Raw genomic sequence first — 18720 nt, 5'->3', positions numbered from 1 at the left:
TTAATCTCCCACCAGAACTTCCCAATGGCCGGTTTTTCGGGAACCAATACGTTTCAGCAATCCACGTTTTTGCAATGAGGAGGTGTGATTGGCCACTGCCGTACGGCCCATCCCCACGGCGGCGCCAATTTCCTCCTGTGTGGCATTCAGATGAGTGACGATATAGCGAAGCACGTCTCGCTCGCTATCCCCTAAATTCCACCCTTCGGCTTCGCTGATTGTATTGTCAGATTTATTGTCAATATTGTCAGATTTATTGTCAATGTCACTGACAATAACGGTATCAGCTTGGACGGTCGATATTTGCCGCCTTTCAAGCATTAATGTCAGTATCGTTCGCTCCGCATCACCAAAGTGCTCTTCGATCTGTGGTTCCGGCAATCCAGCCTTGGCCCATGTGTTAAAGACATCGGGAACACCAGTGCCGGCGCGCTCCCCCACATCGATGAGACTGAACATTCTCATAATGCCGGCATTACGCGGATCAGATACACCGCCCAATCGCATCTGTTCAACACCCGTTCGGATATCTCCCGGATTTTCAAAAACAAGACGCGCCGGCTCACAACGCACCACCACGCCGCGTACACCGTAGTAATCGGCATTGAATAGACAATTTGCCAATGCTTCTCGCACGGCTTTATGCATGGGCGTATCATCCACGCGGAAAATGCCATCAAGCGGGTGGGATGACGGCCCAGCGGCGGAAGACGTGGGTAAATGTCCGAATGGTAATGCCGAGATATGGTTTATCGAGGCTATTCGGGCAGAAAGTAGCGAATTGACTGCGATGAAAGTCCGTAAACGGAGGCATATGGCCACTAAGTACCTGCCTTGCTGCGCTTAAACGCAGTAAGCGCAGCTATTCGGGCATGAACTGGAGAATCCGCTTCACTGAAATGATCTGAGCGCGGTCAATCGGGCAGTAGATAACCACATCGCACCTCTGGAGACCGTCGGCATGGCTGCGGGGAAGCTTCTTAGCCGTCAAATCACAAGACTCAGAAAACTCAGAACCTCACGATCCGACAGGAACGACAAACACAATCAAATATAGCTCAGGCAACAAAAATAGGCCCTCACTGCGTTCACAGAGAGGGCCGATCGAGAAACCTGAAGGACTGGCGCGGGACATCGCTTCCTTCAGCGGGTTATTCGGGTTACGCGGTTATGGAACTACTCCACGGTGTTGGTCGGCACTTCGATGCCGTTGCCGAACTTGACGTCGCGGGCGGCGGCCACGCGGGTCGGCAGGCCGTAGATGTCGATGAAGCCGTTGGAGGACTTGGAGTCGAAGCTGTCGCCGGAATCGTAGGTGGCGAGCTTGTAGTCGTACAGCGAGGTGTCGGAGCGACGGCCGGTCACCACGGCACGGCCGCCGTGCAGGACCATGCGAATCTCACCGGAGACGTACTTCTGGGTGTCCTCGATGAAGGCGTTCAGGGACTGGGTGGCCGGGGAGAACCACTGCGCATCGTAGACCAGCTCGGCCCAGCGCTTGTCGATGTCGCGCTTGATGCGGTGCTGCTCACGCTCGAGGCAGCAGTTCTCGAGCTCCTGGTGGGCAGTGATGAGGGCCACGGCACCCGGAGCCTCGTACAGCTCGCGGGACTTGATGCCGACCAGACGATCCTCGATGAGGTCGATGCGGCCGATGCCCTGGGCGCCGGCGCGGCGGTTCATCTCCTCGATGGCCTGCAGCGGGGTGACGTCACGGCCGTCGATCTTGACCGGGATGCCCTGCTTGAACTCGATGACCACCTCGTCCTCGACCGGCGGGAAGGCCGGATCGTCGGTGTAGGAGTAGCAGTCCTTGGTCGGGCCGTTCCACGGATCCTCCAGGAAGCCGGTCTCGATGGCGCGGCCCCACACGTTCTGGTCGATGGAGTACGGGGACTTCTCGGTCTGGGTGATCGGCAGCTTGTGCTCCTTGGCGAACGCGATTTCCACGTCGCGGGTCAGGGCCAGATCACGGATCGGGCTGATGGCCTTCAGGGTCGGGTCGATGGCGGCAATGGACACCTCGAAACGCACCTGGTCGTTGCCCTTGCCGGTGCAGCCGTGGGAGATGGTGTCGGCGCCGAACTGGTGGGCGGCGCGCACGAGGTGCTTGGAGATGAGCGGACGGGAGATGGCGGAGACCAGCGGGTAGACGCCTTCGTACATGGCGTTGGCCTTGAGGGCCTTCATGCAGTACTCGTTGGCGAACTCGTCGCGGGCGTCGACCACGTAGGACTCGACGGCGCCGCAGGCGAGGGCGCGCTGCTTGATGGTCTCCAGGCTCTCGCCGCCCTGGCCGACATCGAGGGAGACGGCCACGACATCCTTGCCAGTGCGCTCCTTCAGGTACGAGATGGCGACGGACGTATCGAGACCGCCGGAATAGGCCAGAACAATGCGCTTGTTATCTGCCATGGGTCACCTTTCCTATAAGTCAAAAACAAACTGATGCAAGTATATACAGACCTATGCATATTTATGCATGGGCGTGTTGAGCAAAGGAGCGTAGCGAACGTCTACTTGGAGACGAGGGCGAGGAGCCAGTCGCGGCGGGTGGCGGCGGCATCGTCATCGGCGCAGATCACCATCACGGTGTCGTCGCCGGCGATGGTGCCGAGCACGCCGTCGAGCGGCTGCTTGTCAATCACCGACGCCACGTACTGGGCCGCACCGGACGGCGTATGCACCACCACGAGATTGCGGGCGGCGGCCACCGAAGTGACCAGGCCGGAGAGCACGCGGGCCATCTGCTGTTCGCCGCGCTGGCCCACATCCTCGCCGGCATCCGCACCGGACGCCCCGCGATCCACCGCATACGCCACCGTCCCGTCCCGCAGGCGGGTCTTGACCGCATGCATCTCGTCGAGGTCGCGGCTGAGTGTGGCCTGCGTGACCACGATGCCCTCGTCGAAGAGAATCTTCGAGAGCTGTGACTGCGAGGTGATGACATGCGTGGCCAGCGCCTCTTCGATGGCGCTGAGCCGGGCCGCGCGGGTGGCGGGCCGTTGCAGGGACGGTGAGGTCTCGCTGACGCGAGCGGTCATGCGAGCAGGCTTTCGTCGCCGCGGGCCTTGCCGGTCAGCCACGTCAGCAGCGCCTTCTGGGCGTGCAGGCGGTTCTCGGCCTCGTCCCACACCACGGACTGCGGGCCGTCAATCACCTCGGAGGTGACTTCCTTGCCGCGGTAGGCGGGCAGGCAGTGCTGGAAGAGCGCGTCCGGCTTGGCCAGTGCCATGAGCTCGGCGTTGACCTGGTAGTCCCAGAACGGCTTGGAGCGGATGGCGTACTCGGCTTCCTCGCCCATGGAGACCCAGGTGTCGGTGAAGACGCAGTCGGCGCCCTCCACGGCGGCCTTGGCGTCGGTGGTCACCGTGACGGAGCCGCCGGTCTGGGCCGCGATGCGCTTGGCGTCGGCCACGATGTCCGGGCGGGGCAGGTAGCCGTAGGGGCCGGCCACACGCACATCCATGCCGGCCACCGCGCCGCCGAGCAGGTAGGAGTTGGCCATGTTGTTGGCCGCGTCGCCCAGGTAGGCGATGGTCTGGTTCTTGAGGTTGTCCACGCCGCCGCGATGCTCGGCGATGGTCTGGAAGTCGGCGAGGATCTGGCAGGGGTGGAAGTCGTCGGTCAGGGCGTTGACCACCGGGTGGGTGGAGTACTTGGCCATCTCCTCGACGCGGTCTTGGCCGAAGGTGCGCCAGACCACGCCGTAGGCCATGCGGTCGAGCACGCGGGCGGTGTCCGCCACGGGTTCGCCGCGGCCCAGCTGGGAGCCGGACTTGTCGATGACCAGCGGGTAGCCGCCGAGCTCGGCGACGCCGATGGAGAAGCTGGAGCGGGTGCGGGTGGAGGGCTTGTCGAACAGCACGGCCACGGCCTGTGGGCCGGCGAACGGCTGCTTGTAGAAACGGTCCTTGTGGAATTTGATGGCGAGCTCGAGGACCTGCTTCTGCTCCTCGTGGTTGAGGTCGTCATCGCGCAGCATGTGACGCAGTTCTGGGGTCATGATGGGTCTCCTTAGTCGTTGGGCAGGTCGGCGGGGACGTTCTTCAGGACGGCGACGGCCTGATCGATGTCCTCGGCGGTCACGATCAGCGGCGGCGCGAAGCGCAGCGCGTCGGGGGCCACCGCGTTGACGATGAGCCCGTGTTCGAGGCAGTAGTTCATCACGGCGTGGGCGCACGGGTGCTTGAGCTCCACGGCGTCCAGCAGGCCGCGGCCACGCACGGAGACGTACAGCGGGTTGCCGGTGGCCATGATGCCCTCGCGCAGCTGCTTGCCGCGTTCCTCGGCATTGGCCACGAGGTTTTCGTCCTCGATCACGCCGAGCGTGGCGAGGGCGGCTGCGGCACCCAGCGGGTTGCCCGCGAAGGTGGAGCCGTGCGAGCCGGGGGTGAACAGCGCGGCGAGCTTGGCTCCGAAGGCGATCATGCCGCCCATCGGGAAGCCGCCGGCCACGCCCTTGGCGAAGGTGACCATGTCCGGGGTCACGCCGCCGGAGAGGTCCTCACGCTGGAAGGCGAACCACGATCCGGTGCGGCCGATGCCGGTCTGCACCTCGTCGATGATGAGCAGCGCGTGATGGATGTCGCAGATCTCGCGCACGAACTTGACGTAGTCGGCGCCGAGCGGCTTGACGCCGGCCTCGCCCTGGATGAGTTCCAGGATCACCGCGGCCACCGGGCCCTTGCCGTAATGACCGACGCCGGTCTGGGCGAAGGCGTCGTGCAGGGCGATCTTGTCGCCGGCGCGCACGAATTCGATGTTCGGCACGAGCGGGTCGTACGGCTTGCGGATGTCCGGCTTCCACGTGGCGGACAGGGCACCCATCGTACGGCCATGGAAGCCGTGCGTCATGGCGATGATGCGCGCGGGTTTGCCGCCCACGGACGGCAGCGCGCCCGGCAGCGTGCGGCCGTACAGCTTGGCGAGCTTCAGGGCCGCCTCGTTGCCTTCGGCGCCGGAGTTGCCGAAGTAGACCTTGGAGCCTTCGGGGGCGCCGGCGAGCTTGACCAGCTTGGCGGCGAGCTCGATCTGCGGCTCGGAGGCGAAGTAGTTGCTGATGTGGGCCATGCGGCCGGCCTGCTCGGTGACGGCCTTGACCCACTTGGGGTGGGCGTAGCCGAGCGAGTTGACGGCGATGCCGGCGAGGAAGTCGAGGTATTCATTGCCGTCCACGTCCCAGATGTGCGCGCCCTGACCGTGGTCCATCACGCGCAGCGGCGTGCCGAACACGTTCATGTGGACCTGGGAGTACTCCCCCAGCCACTTGCTGTCTTCGGCACCCAGTGTTTCCTTATGTTCAGTAGCCATAGGAGCTCCTCATTTCCAGTCCGTCCTCCGGTACGACCATGGTGCCGATGCCGGCGGAGGTGAATATCTCGTTCAGGATCGAATGCGGCTTGCGGCCGTCGATGATGTGGGCCTGGGGCACGCCGCCGTCGAGGGCGCGCACGCACGCCTCCATCTTCGGGCGCATGCCGGATTCCAGGTCGGGCAGCATGTCGCGCAGGTTCTCCACGCCGATGCGGCCGATCAAGGAGTTCTTGTCCGGCCAGTCGGCGTACAGGCCATCCACGTCGGTCAGGATGACCAGCTTGTGCGCGCCGACGGCTGCGGCGAGGGCCGCGGCGGCGGAGTCGGCGTTCACGTTGAGCACTTCGGTGGCGTCCTCCTCGTTGGGGGCCACGGAGGAGACCACCGGGATACGACCGGCGGCCACCAGATCCTCCACGGCGGAGGCGTCCACGGAGACCACGTCGCCCACCAGACCGATGTCCGTGGGCTTGCCGTCGATGACGGGCTTGCGCTGCATGGCGGAGAACAGGCCGCCGTCCTCGCCGGACAGGCCGACCGCCAGCGGGCCGTGCGCGTTGATCAGGCCCACGAGCTCGCGCGAGACCTTACCGGTCAGGACCATGCGCACCACGTCCATGGCCTCGGGGGTGGTGACCCTCAGGCCGCCCTTGAACTCGGACTTGATGCCCAGGGCCTTGAGCATGTGGGAGATCTGCGGGCCGCCACCATGCACCACGATCGGGTGCAGGCCCACCTGGCGCAGAAAGACCATATCCTCGGCGAAGCAGCGCTTGAGATTCTCGTCCACCATCGCGTTGCCGCCGTACTTGACCACGATGCGCTGGCCGGCGAACTCCTCCAGCCACGGCAGCGCCTCGATGAGCACTTCCGCCTTCTGATCGGCCCTGAGGTCGGTATGCACGTCGAAGTGGAACCCAGGTCCCTTCAATTCAGTAGCCATTGTCTTCTTTCCTATTACACGTTTTCTCTTGGCTCCCCTCCCTGAGGGGAGCTGGCGGCGAGAGCCGACTGAGGGGAGCCGCTCGGGACTGACTTACGCAGCGCTCCCCTCAGTCACCTACGGTGACAGCTCCCCTCAGCGAAGGGAGCCGGAATAGAGGAGCACCGAAACCCGCCAACTCTCGTGTACTCAGCTTTCGTAGTCGGCGTTGATATGCACGTACTCGTGCGTCAGATCGTCCGTCCAGACGGTGGCCTGGGCGTCGGATCCGGTGTTGAGATCGATGTCGATGTGGACCTCGCGCGGGGTCATGTCCACTTCGCTGCGGTCGCGTCCGGCGCCGCCGTTCTCGCAGATGCGCACGCCGTTGACGTCCACGGTCACCTTGTCCGAGTCGTACGGGGCGACGTCCGGGGGCACGGTGCCCAGGGAGCTCACGATGCGGCCCCAGTTCGGGTCGTTGCCGGAGATGGCGCACTTGAGCAGGTTTGAGGCGGCCACGGCGCGTCCGCAGGCCAGGGCCGCGTCCTCGCTGGTGGCACCGGTCACGGTGATGCGGATGTCGTGGGATGCGCCCTCGCCGTCGCCGATGATCTGGCGGGCCAGGGAGGCGCAGGCCTCGCGCACGAGCTTGTTGAACTCGTCCTTGTCCGGCTCCACGCCGGAGGCGCCGGAGGCGAGCAGCAGGACCGTGTCGTTGGTGGACATGCAACCGTCCACGTCGATGCGGTTGAAGGAGTGCTCGGTGGCGGTGGCGAGGGCTGCCTGCATCTGGCCGGCGCTCACCACGGCGTCCGTGGTGATGACGCACAGCATGGTGGCCAGCTGCGGGGCGATCATGCCGGAGCCCTTGACCATGCCGCCGATCTTCCAGCCGTTGGAGCCGGTCAGGGCGACGGTCTTGGGCTTGGTGTCGGTGGTCATGATGGCGTGCGAGGCGTCCGCGCCGGCTTCGGGCGTGGCGGCCAGGGACTCGTAGGCGCTCTTCGCGCCGGAGAGCACGTTGTCAAGCGGCAGGAGCTCGCCGATGAGTCCGGTGGAGCAGACGGCCACTTCGGACGGGTCGTCGGCACCAATCAGGGAGGCCACGGTCTTGGCGGTGGCCACGGACTGCTGGTAGCCGGCCTCGCCGGTGCAGGCGTTGGCGCCGCCGGAGTTCAGGATCACGGCCTTGATGTGGCCGTCGGCCACGGCCTTGCGGCTCCACTGCACGGGGGCGGCGCAGAAGCGGTTCGAGGTGAACACGCCGGCGGCCGCGTCCAGCGGGCCGTTGTTGACGACGAGGGCCAGATCCTTCTTGCCTTCGACTGCGGAAATGCCCGCCACCACGCCGGCGGCGGAGAAACCTTGTGCGAATGTGACGCTCACGGTGCGACTCCGATCTTGGTCAGGCCCGCGTCTTCCGGCAGGCCGAGTGCGATGTTCAGGGACTGGACCGCCTGTCCGGCGGTGCCACGGTTGAGATTGTCGATGGCGGCGAAGGCGTAGATGCGGCCGGACTTGCGGTCGGTGACCACCTGCAGGTGCGCCGCGTTCGAGCCGATGATGTTGCCGGTCGCGGGCAGCATGCCTTCGGGCAGCAGCACCATGAAGTCCTGGCCTTCATAGGCCTTGGCCCACACGGCGCGGATCTCCTCGTCGCTCATGGCCTGGGCCTTGTCCGTCATCTCGGCGGAGACGGTGGCCAGGATGCCTCGGGACATAGGTGCCAGAATCGGCGTGAAGCCGAGCGTGAACTCGCTGGCGGCCGCGGCGCTCTTGCCGGCGGCGCGGGCGAAGTTCTGCAGGATCTCGGGGATGTGGCGGTGCGTGCCGCCCACCGAATACGGCAGGGCGGACTGCAGGGCCTCGGAGGCCAGCAGGTTGGTGCGCTTGAGGTTCTTGCCGGCGCCGGAATAGCCGACCACCAGATCGGCCACGATGCTCTTGGGCTCCACCAGGCCTTCGGCGATGCCGGGCTGGAGGGCCAGCGTGGTGGCGGTGACGTTGCAGCCGGGGCCCGCGATGCGCTTGGTGCCGGGCAGAGCCTCGCGCTGGCGGGTGTAGGTGCCGTCCGCGTTCTTGCCGGTGATGAGCTCGGGCATGCCGTATGTCCAATGCTCGTAGAAATCACCGCCGTAGAACTCGTCCCATGCGCTGTGCTCTTCCAGACGGTGGTCGGCACCCAAATCCACGACCACGGCGTTCGGGTCGAGCTGGGATGCGAGTTTGCCGGACGCGCCGTGCGGCAGGGCGAGGATGATGACGTCATGGCCGTTCAGGACTTCCGGCGTGGTGTCCTCCACCGTCAGATCGGCCAGCTGGGGAATATGCGGCATGTGCTTGGCCATGGAATCACCCACCGAGGAGTGACCGGCCACGCAGGTGACCTCGAAGTCGGGATGCGCCGCAAGGATGCGCAGCGCCTCGCCACCGGCATAACCCGTGGCACCGGCCACGGCCACTGTGTATTTCGCCATACTCATCTCTTTTCAACTGATGTGTCTTGGACGAGTATACGCGATTATGCAGACTCATGCATATTTATGCAGTGGGTGTGTTGGTATGTGGACGCAAGAAAATCGGCCTTTCAGCCATGGGATGTTGCGAAACCCATGGCCGAAAGGCCGATTCCCGTATTACACGGCGCGAGGCGGAATCACATCGGATCACGCAGAGATGGAATCGCCGGAAGAACCGGAACCTCCCATGCCGCCCATGAGCTGCTGCAGCGCCTCCTGATACAGCGTGGAGGCGTCCACGCCGTTCAGGGCCATCCAAATCACGGCGATCGTGTAGAGGATGTTGATGATCACGGCGGCCACCGCAAGGCCGAAGCCCTTCATATGGAAGGTGCGGGTGCGCCACATGGCCACGCCGCCCATCAGCGCCGAGAGCACCGGCACCGGGAAGAACAGAGCGAGCACGAACGCTATGATCGCATAGGAGTCCCAGTGTCCGTACAGCGGGTTCTGGGAGGGATCGTCGAGATTGATGCCGTTGTAGAAGTGCGGCGGGCGATGCTGGCCGCGGGGTCCGGCCTGACCGTTGCCGTTCGCGCCCTGCTGGGGGTTGGGGTACGGCTGACCTTGGATGCCGGGGTAACCGCCCGGATAGTAGCCCGGTCCGGACTGCTGGCCCGGCTGCTGACCGAACTGTCCGGTCTGGCCGTACGGCATGCCGTTGGGCTGCTGCCATCCCATCGGCGACTGCTGGGCCCCGGCGATGCCGGGAGCGCCCGTGCCATCGTTGGCACCGTTCGCTGATTGGCTGGCGGAAGTATCGGGAGCGCCATAGATATACGGATTGTAATTCGGGCCGTACTGGCTTCTCATCGCACCGTATTCGGGCTGCTGATACTGCCCGTATTCCGGTTGATTGTTCTCCGGCTGGCTCATGGCGCTCCTTGTGAAATATGAACCGGCTCTGTTCAGCCGCGATCGGTGGAAATACCCGCGGCTCCCTGATAGGGGGAGCCAAGGAAAGCCTTTCACCAATCCCGGCGGAACAGAGCCTTTGCGGTTGCGGTCAGGCTCGCAGCTGGGCGCCGAGTTCGGCGGCCTTGGCCACGATGGCCTGACGGATGGCGTCGCTGTCCTCGGCGGACAGGGTCTTGTCCGGGGAGCGGAACACCACGGCGTAGGCCAGGGACTTCTTGCCCTCGCCCACCTGCTCGCCGGTGAACACGTCGAACAGTTCGATGGACTCGAGGTTCGCGCCTGCGGCCTCACGGATCACGGCCTCAAGCTGGGCGGCCTTCACCGTGGAGTCCACGGTGAAGGCCAGGTCCTGCTTGACGGGCGGGAACGTGGAAATCGGCTTGGCCTGCACCGGCTTGCCGCTCAGGGTGGCGAACAGCGCGGTGAGGTTGAGCTCGAACGCGGCGGAGTGGGCCGGGAAGCCCAGCGCCTCGTTGACGCGCGGGTGCAGCTCGCCGACCCAGCCGACGAACGTCTCGCCCACCATCACGCGGGCGGCGCGACCGGGGTGCCACTGCACGGGCACGTCCTCGGCGGCGGGCTGGTCGAGCTCGATGGCGGCGCCGATACGGCCGGCGATGCGGCGCACGGCCTCGACGGCGTCGGACCAGTCGACCGGGCGCTTGCCGCCCAGCCAGCCCTCGTCCTCGGCCAGACCGGTCAGGATGCCGGCCACATGGTCGGGCTGGTCCGGCAAGCCGGCGTCGAGCGCGGCGAGCTGTTCGGCGGTCGGACGCACGCCGCCGGGCAGGGCCGGGATGGCGGGCGCGTTCGGATCCCACAGGTAGACGTGGCCCAGCTCGTAGAGGGACACGTTCTCGATGCCGCGGCGGATGTTGCGCTGCACGGTGGTGGCCAGGGTGGGCAGGATCTCACGGCGCAGGTACGGACGGTCGCCGTACAGCGGGTTGGCGATCTCCACGCTCACCTTCTTGGTGGCGGCGGGGTCGTAGCCGAAGGCCTTGTAATCGTCATCGCCCACGAACGGGTAGCTGAGCGCCTCGACCATGCCGTATTCGGCCAGCTCGTCCGCCACGCGGCGGCGACGCAGCTGGTTCGGGGTCAGGCCCACGAGGCCTTCGACCGGGGCGGGCGGCACGATGACCGGAATCTGGTCGTAGCCCACCAGACGCGCGATCTCCTCGACCAGGTCACACGGCTCGTTCAGATCCGGACGCCAGGTCGGCGCGGTCACGGAGAACTCGCCGTTGCCGCCGCCGGCTACGGTGCAGCCGATGTCGGTGAGGATGTCGGAGATGCGGTTGATGTCCACGTCGAGGCCGGCCACGCGGGCCACTTCGGTGGCCTTGAAGTGGATGGTCTTCGGACGAGGCGTGTTGTTCACGTCGTTCGGGAAGTCGCTGGGCTCGCCGTTTCCGTAGCGGGCCAGCAGTTCGGCGGCCATCTCGGTGGCGGCCGGCTGCAGCGCGGTGTCCACGCCGCGCTCGAAGCGGCGGGAGGCTTCGGACGGGATCTTGTGGCGGCGGGCCGAACGGGCGATGGTCACCTGGTCGAAGTGCGCTGCCTCGAGCAGGATGTTCTTGGTCTCGGCGGTCACTTCGCCGTACAGGCCGCCCATCACGCCGGCCAGGCCGAGGATGCGCGAGCCACGCTCGCCGTTCGGGGAGTCGGTGATGAGCAGGTCCTCGGTGCTGAGCTCGTGCTCCTTGCCGTCGAGCGTGGTGAGCTTCTCGCCGGCGTTCGCGCGGCGCACCACGATCGGGCCCTCGATCTTGTCGAGGTCGTAAGCATGCATGGGCTGGCCCAGGTCGAGCATCACGTAGTTGGTCACGTCCACGGCCAGGGACAGGGAGCGCATGCCGGCGCGGGTCAGGCGGCGGCGCATCCAGTTCGGCGTCTTGGCGGTGGGATCGAAGTTCTTCACCACGCGGGCGTAGTAGCGGTCGCAGCCGGGCACGCCGTGGATCGGGTTGTTGTCGTCGATCTCGATGTCGATGTCGACCTTGGTGCCAGGCTGGTAGTCGGACGGCTCCGGGGCCTTCTCGTTGAGGGCCACGGCCGGATCGGTGTACGGCTGGCCGGTGGAGTGGTGGTATTCGCGGGCCACGCCACGGTAGGACAGCGTGTAGCCACGGTCCGGGGTGATGTTGATCTCCAGCAGCGGCTGGTCGAGATGCAGCAGGTGCATCGCGTCCTGGCCGGGCTTCAAGGCGTCGTACTCGGCCTTGGAGAAGCCGTATTCGCGCAGCAGGATGATGCCGTTGTGGTTGTCGCCCAGGCCCAGCTCACGCTCGGAGGCGCACATGCCGTTGGAGATGTGGCCGTAGGTCTTGCGCGGCTCGATCTTGAAGTCGCCGGGCAGCACAGCACCGGGCAGGGTCACGACGACCTTCTCGCCGGCCTTCATATTGGGCGCGCCGCAAATGATGCCGCGCGGCACCTTGTTGCCGTTCTCGTCGGTCTCGTTCCATTCGTCGCCGCAGTCCACGTGGCACCAGTTGATGACCTTGCCGTTCTTCTGCGGTTCGGGGGTGGCGTCCACCACGTAGCCCACCACGATCGGGCCGGTCACCTGGGAGGAGTGGATCTCCTCTTCCTCAAGGCCCACCTTGACGAGGTCCTTGGCGAGCTGTTCGTAGGTCAGGCCCTCGGGAACCTCGACATGGTCCTTGAGCCAATCGATATCGATCATAGGCATGGGTAACTCACTCCCCCATCACAAACTGTTCGGCGAAACGGACGTCGCCCTCGACCAGGTCATGCATATCGTTGATGTCGCTGCGCAGCAGGAGCGTGCGCTCCATGCCCACGCCGAACGCGAAGCCGGTGTAGACCTCCGGGTCGATGCCGGCGGACTTGAGCACGTTCGGGTTGACCATGCCGCAGCCACCCCATTCGAGCCAGCCGGGGCCGCCCTTCTTGTCCGGGAACCACAGGTCGAGCTCGGCGCTCGGCTCCGTGAACGGGAAGTAGCTCGGGCGAAGACGGGTCTTGGCCTCCGGGCCGAACATGGCCACGGCGAGCTTGTCCAGCACACCCTTGAGGTCGGCCATGGTCAGGTGCTTGTCCACGGCGAGGGCCTCGCACTGGTGGAACACCGGGGTGTGGGTGGCGTCCAGCTCGTCGGTGCGGAACACACGGCCCGGGCTGGCGATGTACAGCGGCACGCCGCGGGTGAGCAGCGCACGGACCTGATCGGAGGAGGTCTGCGTGCGCACGACCATGTTGGAGCCCACGAAACCGGCGGCGTCCTTGGCCTGGTTGCCCTTGACGTAGAAGGTGTCCTGCATCTGGCGGGCCGGGTGGTCCGGGCCGAAGTTCAGGGAGTCGAAGTTGTACCACTCCGCCTCAACCTCCGGACCGGAGGAGATCTGCCAGCCCATGGAGATGAAGAAGTCCTCGACGTCCTCCATCAGCTTGGCCAGCGGATGACGGGCGCCCAGCGGCTTGCGGTTGATCGGCAGCGTCATGTCCACGGTTTCGGCGGCGAGCGCGGCCTTCTCGGCGGCTTCCTTGAGCTCGGCCTCCTTGGGGCCGTATGCGCGGCCGAAGTCGGCGCGCAGCTTGCCCATGAGCTTGCCGGCTTCCTTCTTCTGGGCCGCGGGCAGGGATCCGATGGCCTTGCTGGCCTGGGTCATCGCCGAATCGGCGCCTGCGTACTGTGTCTTGATGGCCTTGAGCTCCTCCAGAGTGGAGGCTCCTTGGATTTTCTCGATGCCCTCGGCGACCGCTGCGGTCACCTGGTCGGCGTCGAACACCAGTTGTTCTGCCACGAGAACCCTTTCGTCCGATGATTTCTCAACGCGGTTTTCTAATGTTTGCAGCGTATTTTCCAAACTCACATTGTTTCAATATGACGCGACATAGCCAGGCTCATCAGCATCACCGCGGCCGAGGTGCCGAGGTTGAGCGACTCGGCCTTGCCGTAGAGCGGGATGGAGACGATACGGTCGCATCTGCGCAGGATTTCGGTCTCCAGTCCGCGCGCCTCGTTGCCGAACAGCACGGCGCGGGAAGTCTGCGGTGACGGGGATTCCGCGGCGGTCGCGTCGGTTATCGCCTCGGTTCCGGCGGCCGCACCGAGCGCTTCAGTCAGTTCCGCAAGCACCGTGGGCAGGCTTTCCGGTTTGCGCTCCGGGGTACCGTACACGTCCGCGGCCCAGACGTCCACATGCTGGGCGGCGGTCCAGGTGAAGAACTCCTCGGTGCCCATGGTCAGGACCGGCAGATGGAACAGGGAGCCCGCGGTGGAGCGGATCACCTTGGGGTTGAGCGCGTCCACGCAGTCGTCCACGAACACCACGGCGTCGCATCCGGCGGCGTCGGCCGCGCGGATCACGGTGCCGGCGTTGCCCGGATCGCGCACCTGCCAGAAGGCGGCGATGTTCAGGGGTTTGCCGGAGTCGCCGGCATCGCGGGAGCTGCCGCCGTCGATCTCGAAGTCGGCGACGTCCACGCGCATGGCGCGCGCGTTGCCCACGGCCAGGATGCCCTGGGCGTCCGGGCTGATGCGGCGGATCACCTCGCCGGTGCACTGATGCACGTAGATGGTGGCGTCCTGCGATTTCTCGACGATCTTGGCGAGCGTGGACGAGACGATGCGCGGATGGTCGAGCGCCTGGCTGACCTCCACGTACAGATCCTGCACCACGTCCGGCCGCCAAGTGACGGCCTCGCGCACCGACTGCGGTCCTTCGATGAGGAACCGTCCGGACCGCTCACGTCCCTTGGAGCGCGTCAGGTCCGCGATGCGGCGCACACGGTCGGATTTGGGATTATCAAGAATCTGGGCGTTAATCGGCATACGCCACAGCCTACCGCAACCATAGGTAACGTCGCAGATTCGGACCACCGTCTTTAGATGCCCTTTAGATGCCGCGGGCGTCCTTCAGAACTTGTGCGGCCGAAACCGCGGTAGACGTATCAGGCATTCCGATGAGCTCGATGTTCTTGCTGACAATCGCGATGATCGCATCCGCTTCCGTCGTCACCGACCGGTATATCTCTTCAAAATCCAGATTGCCATAATCATGCACGATCCAATCGCGGGTACCGGCGATGGCCTTCCACGCGACTTCAGGCTGATCGGCGACAAACTGCTTGGATAGCTTCTTCACATGTTCCCCGACTTGTGCGACTGCCATGGACACCGCATGCTGACGCAGTTCATCATCTTCGAACTGCTCAAGAGAAACACCTTTAAGGAAAGATTGGGCCAATTCAAGTTCATGACGTATCTGCAACAGATGAATGAGATCACGCTGCGGATCGTTTGCTGACCGTTTTTCGCTCATTGCCGAGCCTCATCATCAGATGGCAGAATCCGCAGAATCGGCTTGGACATCACGTTGCGAACAAACAGGGAACGAATCAGCTCGTCATACGGCTTCTTCTCCGGTTCCTTAATGTAATCGGTTCTCACCAAATCGATGTCCCGGCCGAATTCCTCACGCAAAGCTTCACGGAAATTGGCCACGCGACGCATACGCATGTCATCGTTCGTGGTTCCGTAAATGAAGTCGATGTCCGAGTCCGAATCGGCGTCTCCACTGGCCATGGATCCGAAAAGATACAACTCCGTGATGCCATATTGCCGGGCCAACGGCCGCGCAATGGCCGCGATGCCCGAGGGGGAAGGCACTTCCTGTGAGCACCTCTCTTCTCTTTGAACCGCTGAAACCGTTGCCGCTGTCATGCTTTCATCCTACACATCGGCAACGCTTCAGTACATACGGCTGCTGAATACGTCAGCAATAAAAAAGTGACCGGGCAGTGGAGCCCGGTCACCTGGCAGCCTTATGGCCTTGCGATATACGTTTCGTGCGGTGATACCGCCGATCAGGCGCCGCCGGTGAAGGCGAGGCGCCAATGGCCGGTGGCGATGGCCACGCCGAGGGAGATCAGCGGCACAGACAGGCAGATGGCGTAGAACAGCCAGTCGACGGCCTTGAGACGGGAGATGCGGGCCTGGGAACGCGGCGCATCGGAACCGAAGCCGCGGGCCTCCATGGCGGTTGCGAGCTTGGTGGCACGGCGGATGGAGAGCACCAGCAGACCGAACGCCTGGGAAAGCGCGCGGGAGATGGCGTTGCCGTCGCCGAGACCGCGGGAGCGCTGGGACAGGCCAAGCGCACGCCAGTCGTCCTGCAACAGCGTGAACATGCGCATGCCGGCCAGGCCGCCGTAGACGAATCGCGGCGAGAAATGCAGGATCTCCACCAAGCCATCGGCCAGATCGGTGGGGTCAAGTCCCAACGCCAGAATCACGCCGGGCACGGCTATGGCCGCGACACGAATCGCAGTGGCCAAAGCCAGCGGGAACGAGCCCTCGCTGATCACGATCCAGCCCACGGACCAGAGAATCCGGCCGGACACCTTGGCGTACAGGAACACGGAGATGAAACTTCCGAGCGCGGCGATCCACACCGGCCAGGTACGCCGGCATACGGTCCACGGGGCAACGCCGCCGATCCACAACAGCACGAATTCGATGCCAAGCGCCGTGGTGGCGGAGACCAAATCAAGGCTGAAGAACATCGGGATGCACAGCAACAGCGCGCCGATGATGCGGCTGACCGGATTGACCTTCGCCACGAACCACGAGGGCGAGGCCGGCTTCAGCGGATCCTCGCGCGTATCCTGCGCGCTGACGGTCACCACATCGGAGACGGCCGGCTTCACCGCGGCATCGGAAGCCGGGCCATGCTTGCCATGCCCGGTACCCGTTACGCGGATGCTCACGCTTTCGCTCATGCCTCGCTCCTCTCCTGGAACATCACGCGACGCGCGCCGAGCGCATCCACCAGCGCCTCGTCATGCGTCACCATGATCACGCATGAACCGTGGTCACGAATCGCGGCGATCAGACGGACCATCTCGGTCCATGTGCGGAAGTCCTGGCCGAACGTCGGCTCATCCATCACCAGAATCCTCGGCGCGGCGGCCAGCATCGAGGCCACGGACAGGCGGCGCTTCTCGCCACCGGACAGGGTGTACGGGTTGGCTTTGGCGAAGCGCGTCAGGTTCATGCGTTCCAGCATGCGGTCCGCCGTCCGGTATGCCTCATCCTGGCTCTGTCCCATGGATTTGGGACCGATGGACACCTCGTCGCGCACGAAATTCGCGGCGAATTGATGCTCTGGCTCCTGGAATACCATGCCGATGCGCCCTAGAAGTTCCCGGCTTTTCCAATGAACCGGCTCACGACGGTTCGGACTCGGCGCCAGTTCTTCGGCGACCAGCACCTGTCCGTCGATGGGCTGGAGCAGACCGGCCAACGTCAACGCGAACGTGGATTTGCCGGCACCATTCGGGCCCATCAGCGCCGTGACCTCACCGACATGGAAGTCCAGATCGATACCGGTGCCCAGCGCAGTGCCGCGACCGAAGCTCAGATTGCGGCAGCTCAGCACGGGTCGTCCGGCAGCTTCGGCTGCAACCGCCTTCGCATCATCGGCGGAACAATCCCCGGCAGACAACGACTCCTTATTACCATCCGCAAGCGCAGCCTCTGCATTGCCGGAGGCCGTAACGGATCGCGTTCCAGGACGATAGTCTGGAATCGCCCGTCCCGGCACCCATGCACCGCCTTCGGCGAGCACGTCGCCCATCGAGGCGAACACCTCGTCGGGCGTGCCGTCGGCGATGACCCCGCCGGACAGCGAATCGGCATCCGGACGCCCGAGCACGATCACACGGTCGACCAGATCCAGCCATACATCGATATGGTGTTCGACTACCACCATGGTCTGGCCGGTGGTCTCGATGACCTCACGGACCGCATCATGCACTTCCTGCACGCCCGCGGGATCGAGGTTCGCGGTCGGCTCGTCGAGCAGCAACAAACCCGGCTTCATAGCCAGCACACCGGCCAATGCCAGGCGCTGGCGCTGTCCGCCGGAAAGATGACGGGTGGAGCGGCGCAGATCGAGCGCGTCCAACCCCACCAGATCGAGCGATTCGCGTACGCGCTGCCAAATCTCCTCGCGCGGCACGTTGAGGTTCTCGCAGCCGAAGGCCGCGTCATCGCCCAATCGTTCAAGAATGATCTGCGAGTCCGGGTCCTGGAGTACCAGGCCCACGCGGCCTCGCGCCTCGCGGGCGTCCACGCCGTCGATGGTCAGGGAGCCTTCCTGCTCACCTTCCTCATCGCCGCCGAGTACGCCGGCGAGACCGGCCATCAACGTGCTTTTGCCCGCGCCGGAGGCACCGAGCAGGAGCACACGCTCGCCTGGCCGGATGGCGAAATCGACGGCACGCAACGCAAAGTCCTTGCGCGTCGCGTGCCGCCAGCCCCAGCCGCTGGCCTCGACCGCAGCCGGTTCGACCCTCATCAGACGCGGGCCTCGGCGCGACCGGACTCGAAGCGATCGAGCACGCCCGTGGCCGCGAGCGCACGGGAGAGGAACCAGACCACCACGCCGGCGATCACCAGGCCGGAGATGATGGAGCAGATCAGGTACATGCTCACGCGCATGGCGTTCCAGCTCGGGTTGGTCGCCCAGTAGTAGGCCCAGCAGCCCACGCCGGCGAGCGCGCCGGACAGCAGGGTGGTGCCGATGTTCCACTTCTTGTAGGCGAACACGGCAAACGCGATCTCAGCGCCGAGGCCCTGGATGATGCCGATGATCAGGGAGCCGCCCACGCCCCACTGGTTGCCCAGGGTGAGCTCCAGGAACGCAGCGAGCGTCTCGGCGAACAGCGCGGCGCCCGGCTTGCGTACGATGATGGCGGCCAGCGGGCCACCGAACAGCCAGAATCCGTTGAGCAGACCCTCGAAACCGGGGGTCACGCCTTCGAAGATGGCCAGCGGGACGGTGCAGACGATGTCCCAGCCCCAGAAGATGACGCCGGATGCGACGGCGATGATGGCGGCCACGACGATATCCACGACGCGCCACTTGTAGTTGGCTTTGGCAACGGCTTGTGCCATGTGAGTGCCCTCTCTTCTCTCTTCGCGCGGGTCATGACGAGTAACCCCACGCGGATTGGTTCAGGCACGGGTATGTAAGAGCGACAATTCCGTGAAGCGGCATTACCCGG

16 protein-coding genes and 1 pseudogene are annotated in these 18720 nt (G+C 64.8%); all 17 read right to left on the bottom strand.

Annotated elements, in window-relative coordinates:
- Positions 1-681: pseudogene (locus JS536_RS08470) on the bottom strand (ATP-binding protein); the annotation flags it as partial.
- Positions 682-1176: 495 nt separating this feature from the next.
- Positions 1177-2415 carry an argininosuccinate synthase gene (locus JS536_RS08465; protein ID WP_109057231.1) on the bottom strand — a complete coding sequence of 413 codons (1239 nt, stop codon included), beginning with the start codon at positions 2413-2415 and terminating at the stop codon, positions 1177-1179.
- A gap of 101 nt (positions 2416-2516) precedes the next feature.
- A complete protein-coding gene (locus JS536_RS08460) occupies positions 2517-3044 on the bottom strand; it encodes an arginine repressor (RefSeq protein WP_214356575.1) in 528 nt (175 codons plus the stop codon).
- The gene (gene argF / locus JS536_RS08455; RefSeq protein ID WP_214356574.1) at positions 3041-4006 is read right to left on the bottom strand and encodes an ornithine carbamoyltransferase; all 966 of its coding nucleotides are present in this window, start codon (positions 4004-4006) and stop codon (positions 3041-3043) included. The genes JS536_RS08460 and argF overlap by 4 nt, the downstream gene beginning before the upstream one ends.
- A gap of 11 nt (positions 4007-4017) precedes the next feature.
- The gene (locus tag JS536_RS08450; RefSeq protein WP_214356573.1) at positions 4018-5313 is read right to left on the bottom strand and encodes an acetylornithine transaminase; all 1296 of its coding nucleotides are present in this window, start codon (positions 5311-5313) and stop codon (positions 4018-4020) included.
- Positions 5303-6259 (bottom strand): acetylglutamate kinase, encoded by a 957-nt coding sequence (gene argB, locus JS536_RS08445; RefSeq protein ID WP_214303707.1) that lies wholly within the window; start codon positions 6257-6259, stop codon positions 5303-5305. Before argB ends, JS536_RS08450 begins: the two co-directional genes overlap by 11 nt.
- Before the next feature lie 189 nt (positions 6260-6448).
- Complete coding sequence (gene argJ / locus JS536_RS08440; protein WP_214356572.1) at positions 6449-7627, bottom strand: bifunctional glutamate N-acetyltransferase/amino-acid acetyltransferase ArgJ; 1179 nt, start codon at positions 7625-7627, stop codon at positions 6449-6451.
- Positions 7624-8718, bottom strand: a complete 1095-nt coding sequence (argC, locus tag JS536_RS08435) for an N-acetyl-gamma-glutamyl-phosphate reductase (RefSeq protein ID WP_214356571.1) — start codon at positions 8716-8718, stop codon at positions 7624-7626. The genes argJ and argC overlap by 4 nt, the downstream gene beginning before the upstream one ends.
- Before the next feature lie 189 nt (positions 8719-8907).
- Complete coding sequence (locus tag JS536_RS08430; RefSeq protein WP_214356570.1) at positions 8908-9636, bottom strand: hypothetical protein; 729 nt, start codon at positions 9634-9636, stop codon at positions 8908-8910.
- Positions 9637-9766: 130 nt separating this feature from the next.
- Positions 9767-12376, bottom strand: coding sequence for a phenylalanine--tRNA ligase subunit beta (gene pheT / locus JS536_RS08425; protein ID WP_214356569.1), 2610 nt, complete (start codon positions 12374-12376; stop codon positions 9767-9769).
- A gap of 7 nt (positions 12377-12383) precedes the next feature.
- Entirely contained in the window at positions 12384-13451 is a 1068-nt protein-coding gene (pheS, locus tag JS536_RS08420; RefSeq protein ID WP_109056880.1) for a phenylalanine--tRNA ligase subunit alpha, read from the bottom strand.
- Positions 13452-13516: 65 nt separating this feature from the next.
- A complete protein-coding gene (locus JS536_RS08415; protein ID WP_214356568.1) occupies positions 13517-14482 on the bottom strand; it encodes an RNA methyltransferase in 966 nt (321 codons plus the stop codon).
- Between the two features lie 64 nt (positions 14483-14546).
- A complete protein-coding gene (locus tag JS536_RS08410) occupies positions 14547-14972 on the bottom strand; it encodes a HepT-like ribonuclease domain-containing protein (protein WP_214356567.1) in 426 nt (141 codons plus the stop codon).
- Complete coding sequence (locus tag JS536_RS08405) at positions 14969-15373, bottom strand: nucleotidyltransferase domain-containing protein (protein ID WP_214356566.1); 405 nt, start codon at positions 15371-15373, stop codon at positions 14969-14971. Before JS536_RS08405 ends, JS536_RS08410 begins: the two co-directional genes overlap by 4 nt.
- Positions 15374-15516: 143 nt before the next feature.
- Complete coding sequence (locus JS536_RS08400; RefSeq protein ID WP_214356565.1) at positions 15517-16431, bottom strand: energy-coupling factor transporter transmembrane component T; 915 nt, start codon at positions 16429-16431, stop codon at positions 15517-15519.
- Entirely contained in the window at positions 16428-18011 is a 1584-nt protein-coding gene (locus JS536_RS08395; protein WP_214356564.1) for an ABC transporter ATP-binding protein, read from the bottom strand. Before JS536_RS08395 ends, JS536_RS08400 begins: the two co-directional genes overlap by 4 nt.
- Positions 18011-18610, bottom strand: a complete 600-nt coding sequence (locus tag JS536_RS08390) for an ECF transporter S component (RefSeq protein WP_109056876.1) — start codon at positions 18608-18610, stop codon at positions 18011-18013. The genes JS536_RS08395 and JS536_RS08390 overlap by 1 nt, the downstream gene beginning before the upstream one ends.
- Positions 18611-18720: the final 110 nt, after the last annotated feature.

The sequence above is a fragment of the Bifidobacterium sp. SO4 genome, from assembly GCF_018555355.1.
GTDB classification, from domain to species: domain Bacteria; phylum Actinomycetota; class Actinomycetes; order Actinomycetales; family Bifidobacteriaceae; genus Bifidobacterium; species Bifidobacterium miconisargentati.
The sequence above is the reverse complement of the archived record's forward strand: the minus strand, read 5'-3'. Positions and strand labels throughout refer to the sequence as shown.

Excerpts from the sequence above, each read along its gene's own strand:
- JS536_RS08465 (WP_109057231.1), bottom strand. The coding sequence starts at position 2,415 with ATGGCAGATAACAAGCGCATTGTTCTGGCCTATTCCGGCGGTCTCGAT.
- JS536_RS08460 (WP_214356575.1), bottom strand. The coding sequence starts at position 3,044 with ATGACCGCTCGCGTCAGCGAGACCTCACCGTCCCTGCAACGGCCCGCC.
- argF (WP_214356574.1), bottom strand. The coding sequence starts at position 4,006 with ATGACCCCAGAACTGCGTCACATGCTGCGCGATGACGACCTCAACCAC.
- JS536_RS08450 (WP_214356573.1), bottom strand. The coding sequence starts at position 5,313 with ATGGCTACTGAACATAAGGAAACACTGGGTGCCGAAGACAGCAAGTGG.
- argB (WP_214303707.1), bottom strand. The coding sequence starts at position 6,259 with ATGGCTACTGAATTGAAGGGACCTGGGTTCCACTTCGACGTGCATACC.
- argC (WP_214356571.1), bottom strand. The coding sequence starts at position 8,718 with ATGGCGAAATACACAGTGGCCGTGGCCGGTGCCACGGGTTATGCCGGT.
- JS536_RS08430 (WP_214356570.1), bottom strand. The coding sequence starts at position 9,636 with ATGAGCCAGCCGGAGAACAATCAACCGGAATACGGGCAGTATCAGCAG.
- pheT (WP_214356569.1), bottom strand. The coding sequence starts at position 12,376 with ATGCCTATGATCGATATCGATTGGCTCAAGGACCATGTCGAGGTTCCC.
- JS536_RS08415 (WP_214356568.1), bottom strand. The coding sequence starts at position 14,482 with ATGCCGATTAACGCCCAGATTCTTGATAATCCCAAATCCGACCGTGTG.
- JS536_RS08410 (WP_214356567.1), bottom strand. The coding sequence starts at position 14,972 with ATGAGCGAAAAACGGTCAGCAAACGATCCGCAGCGTGATCTCATTCAT.
- JS536_RS08405 (WP_214356566.1), bottom strand. The coding sequence starts at position 15,373 with ATGACAGCGGCAACGGTTTCAGCGGTTCAAAGAGAAGAGAGGTGCTCA.
- JS536_RS08400 (WP_214356565.1), bottom strand. The coding sequence starts at position 16,431 with ATGAGCGAAAGCGTGAGCATCCGCGTAACGGGTACCGGGCATGGCAAG.
- JS536_RS08395 (WP_214356564.1), bottom strand. The coding sequence starts at position 18,011 with ATGAGGGTCGAACCGGCTGCGGTCGAGGCCAGCGGCTGGGGCTGGCGG.
- JS536_RS08390 (WP_109056876.1), bottom strand. The coding sequence starts at position 18,610 with ATGGCACAAGCCGTTGCCAAAGCCAACTACAAGTGGCGCGTCGTGGAT.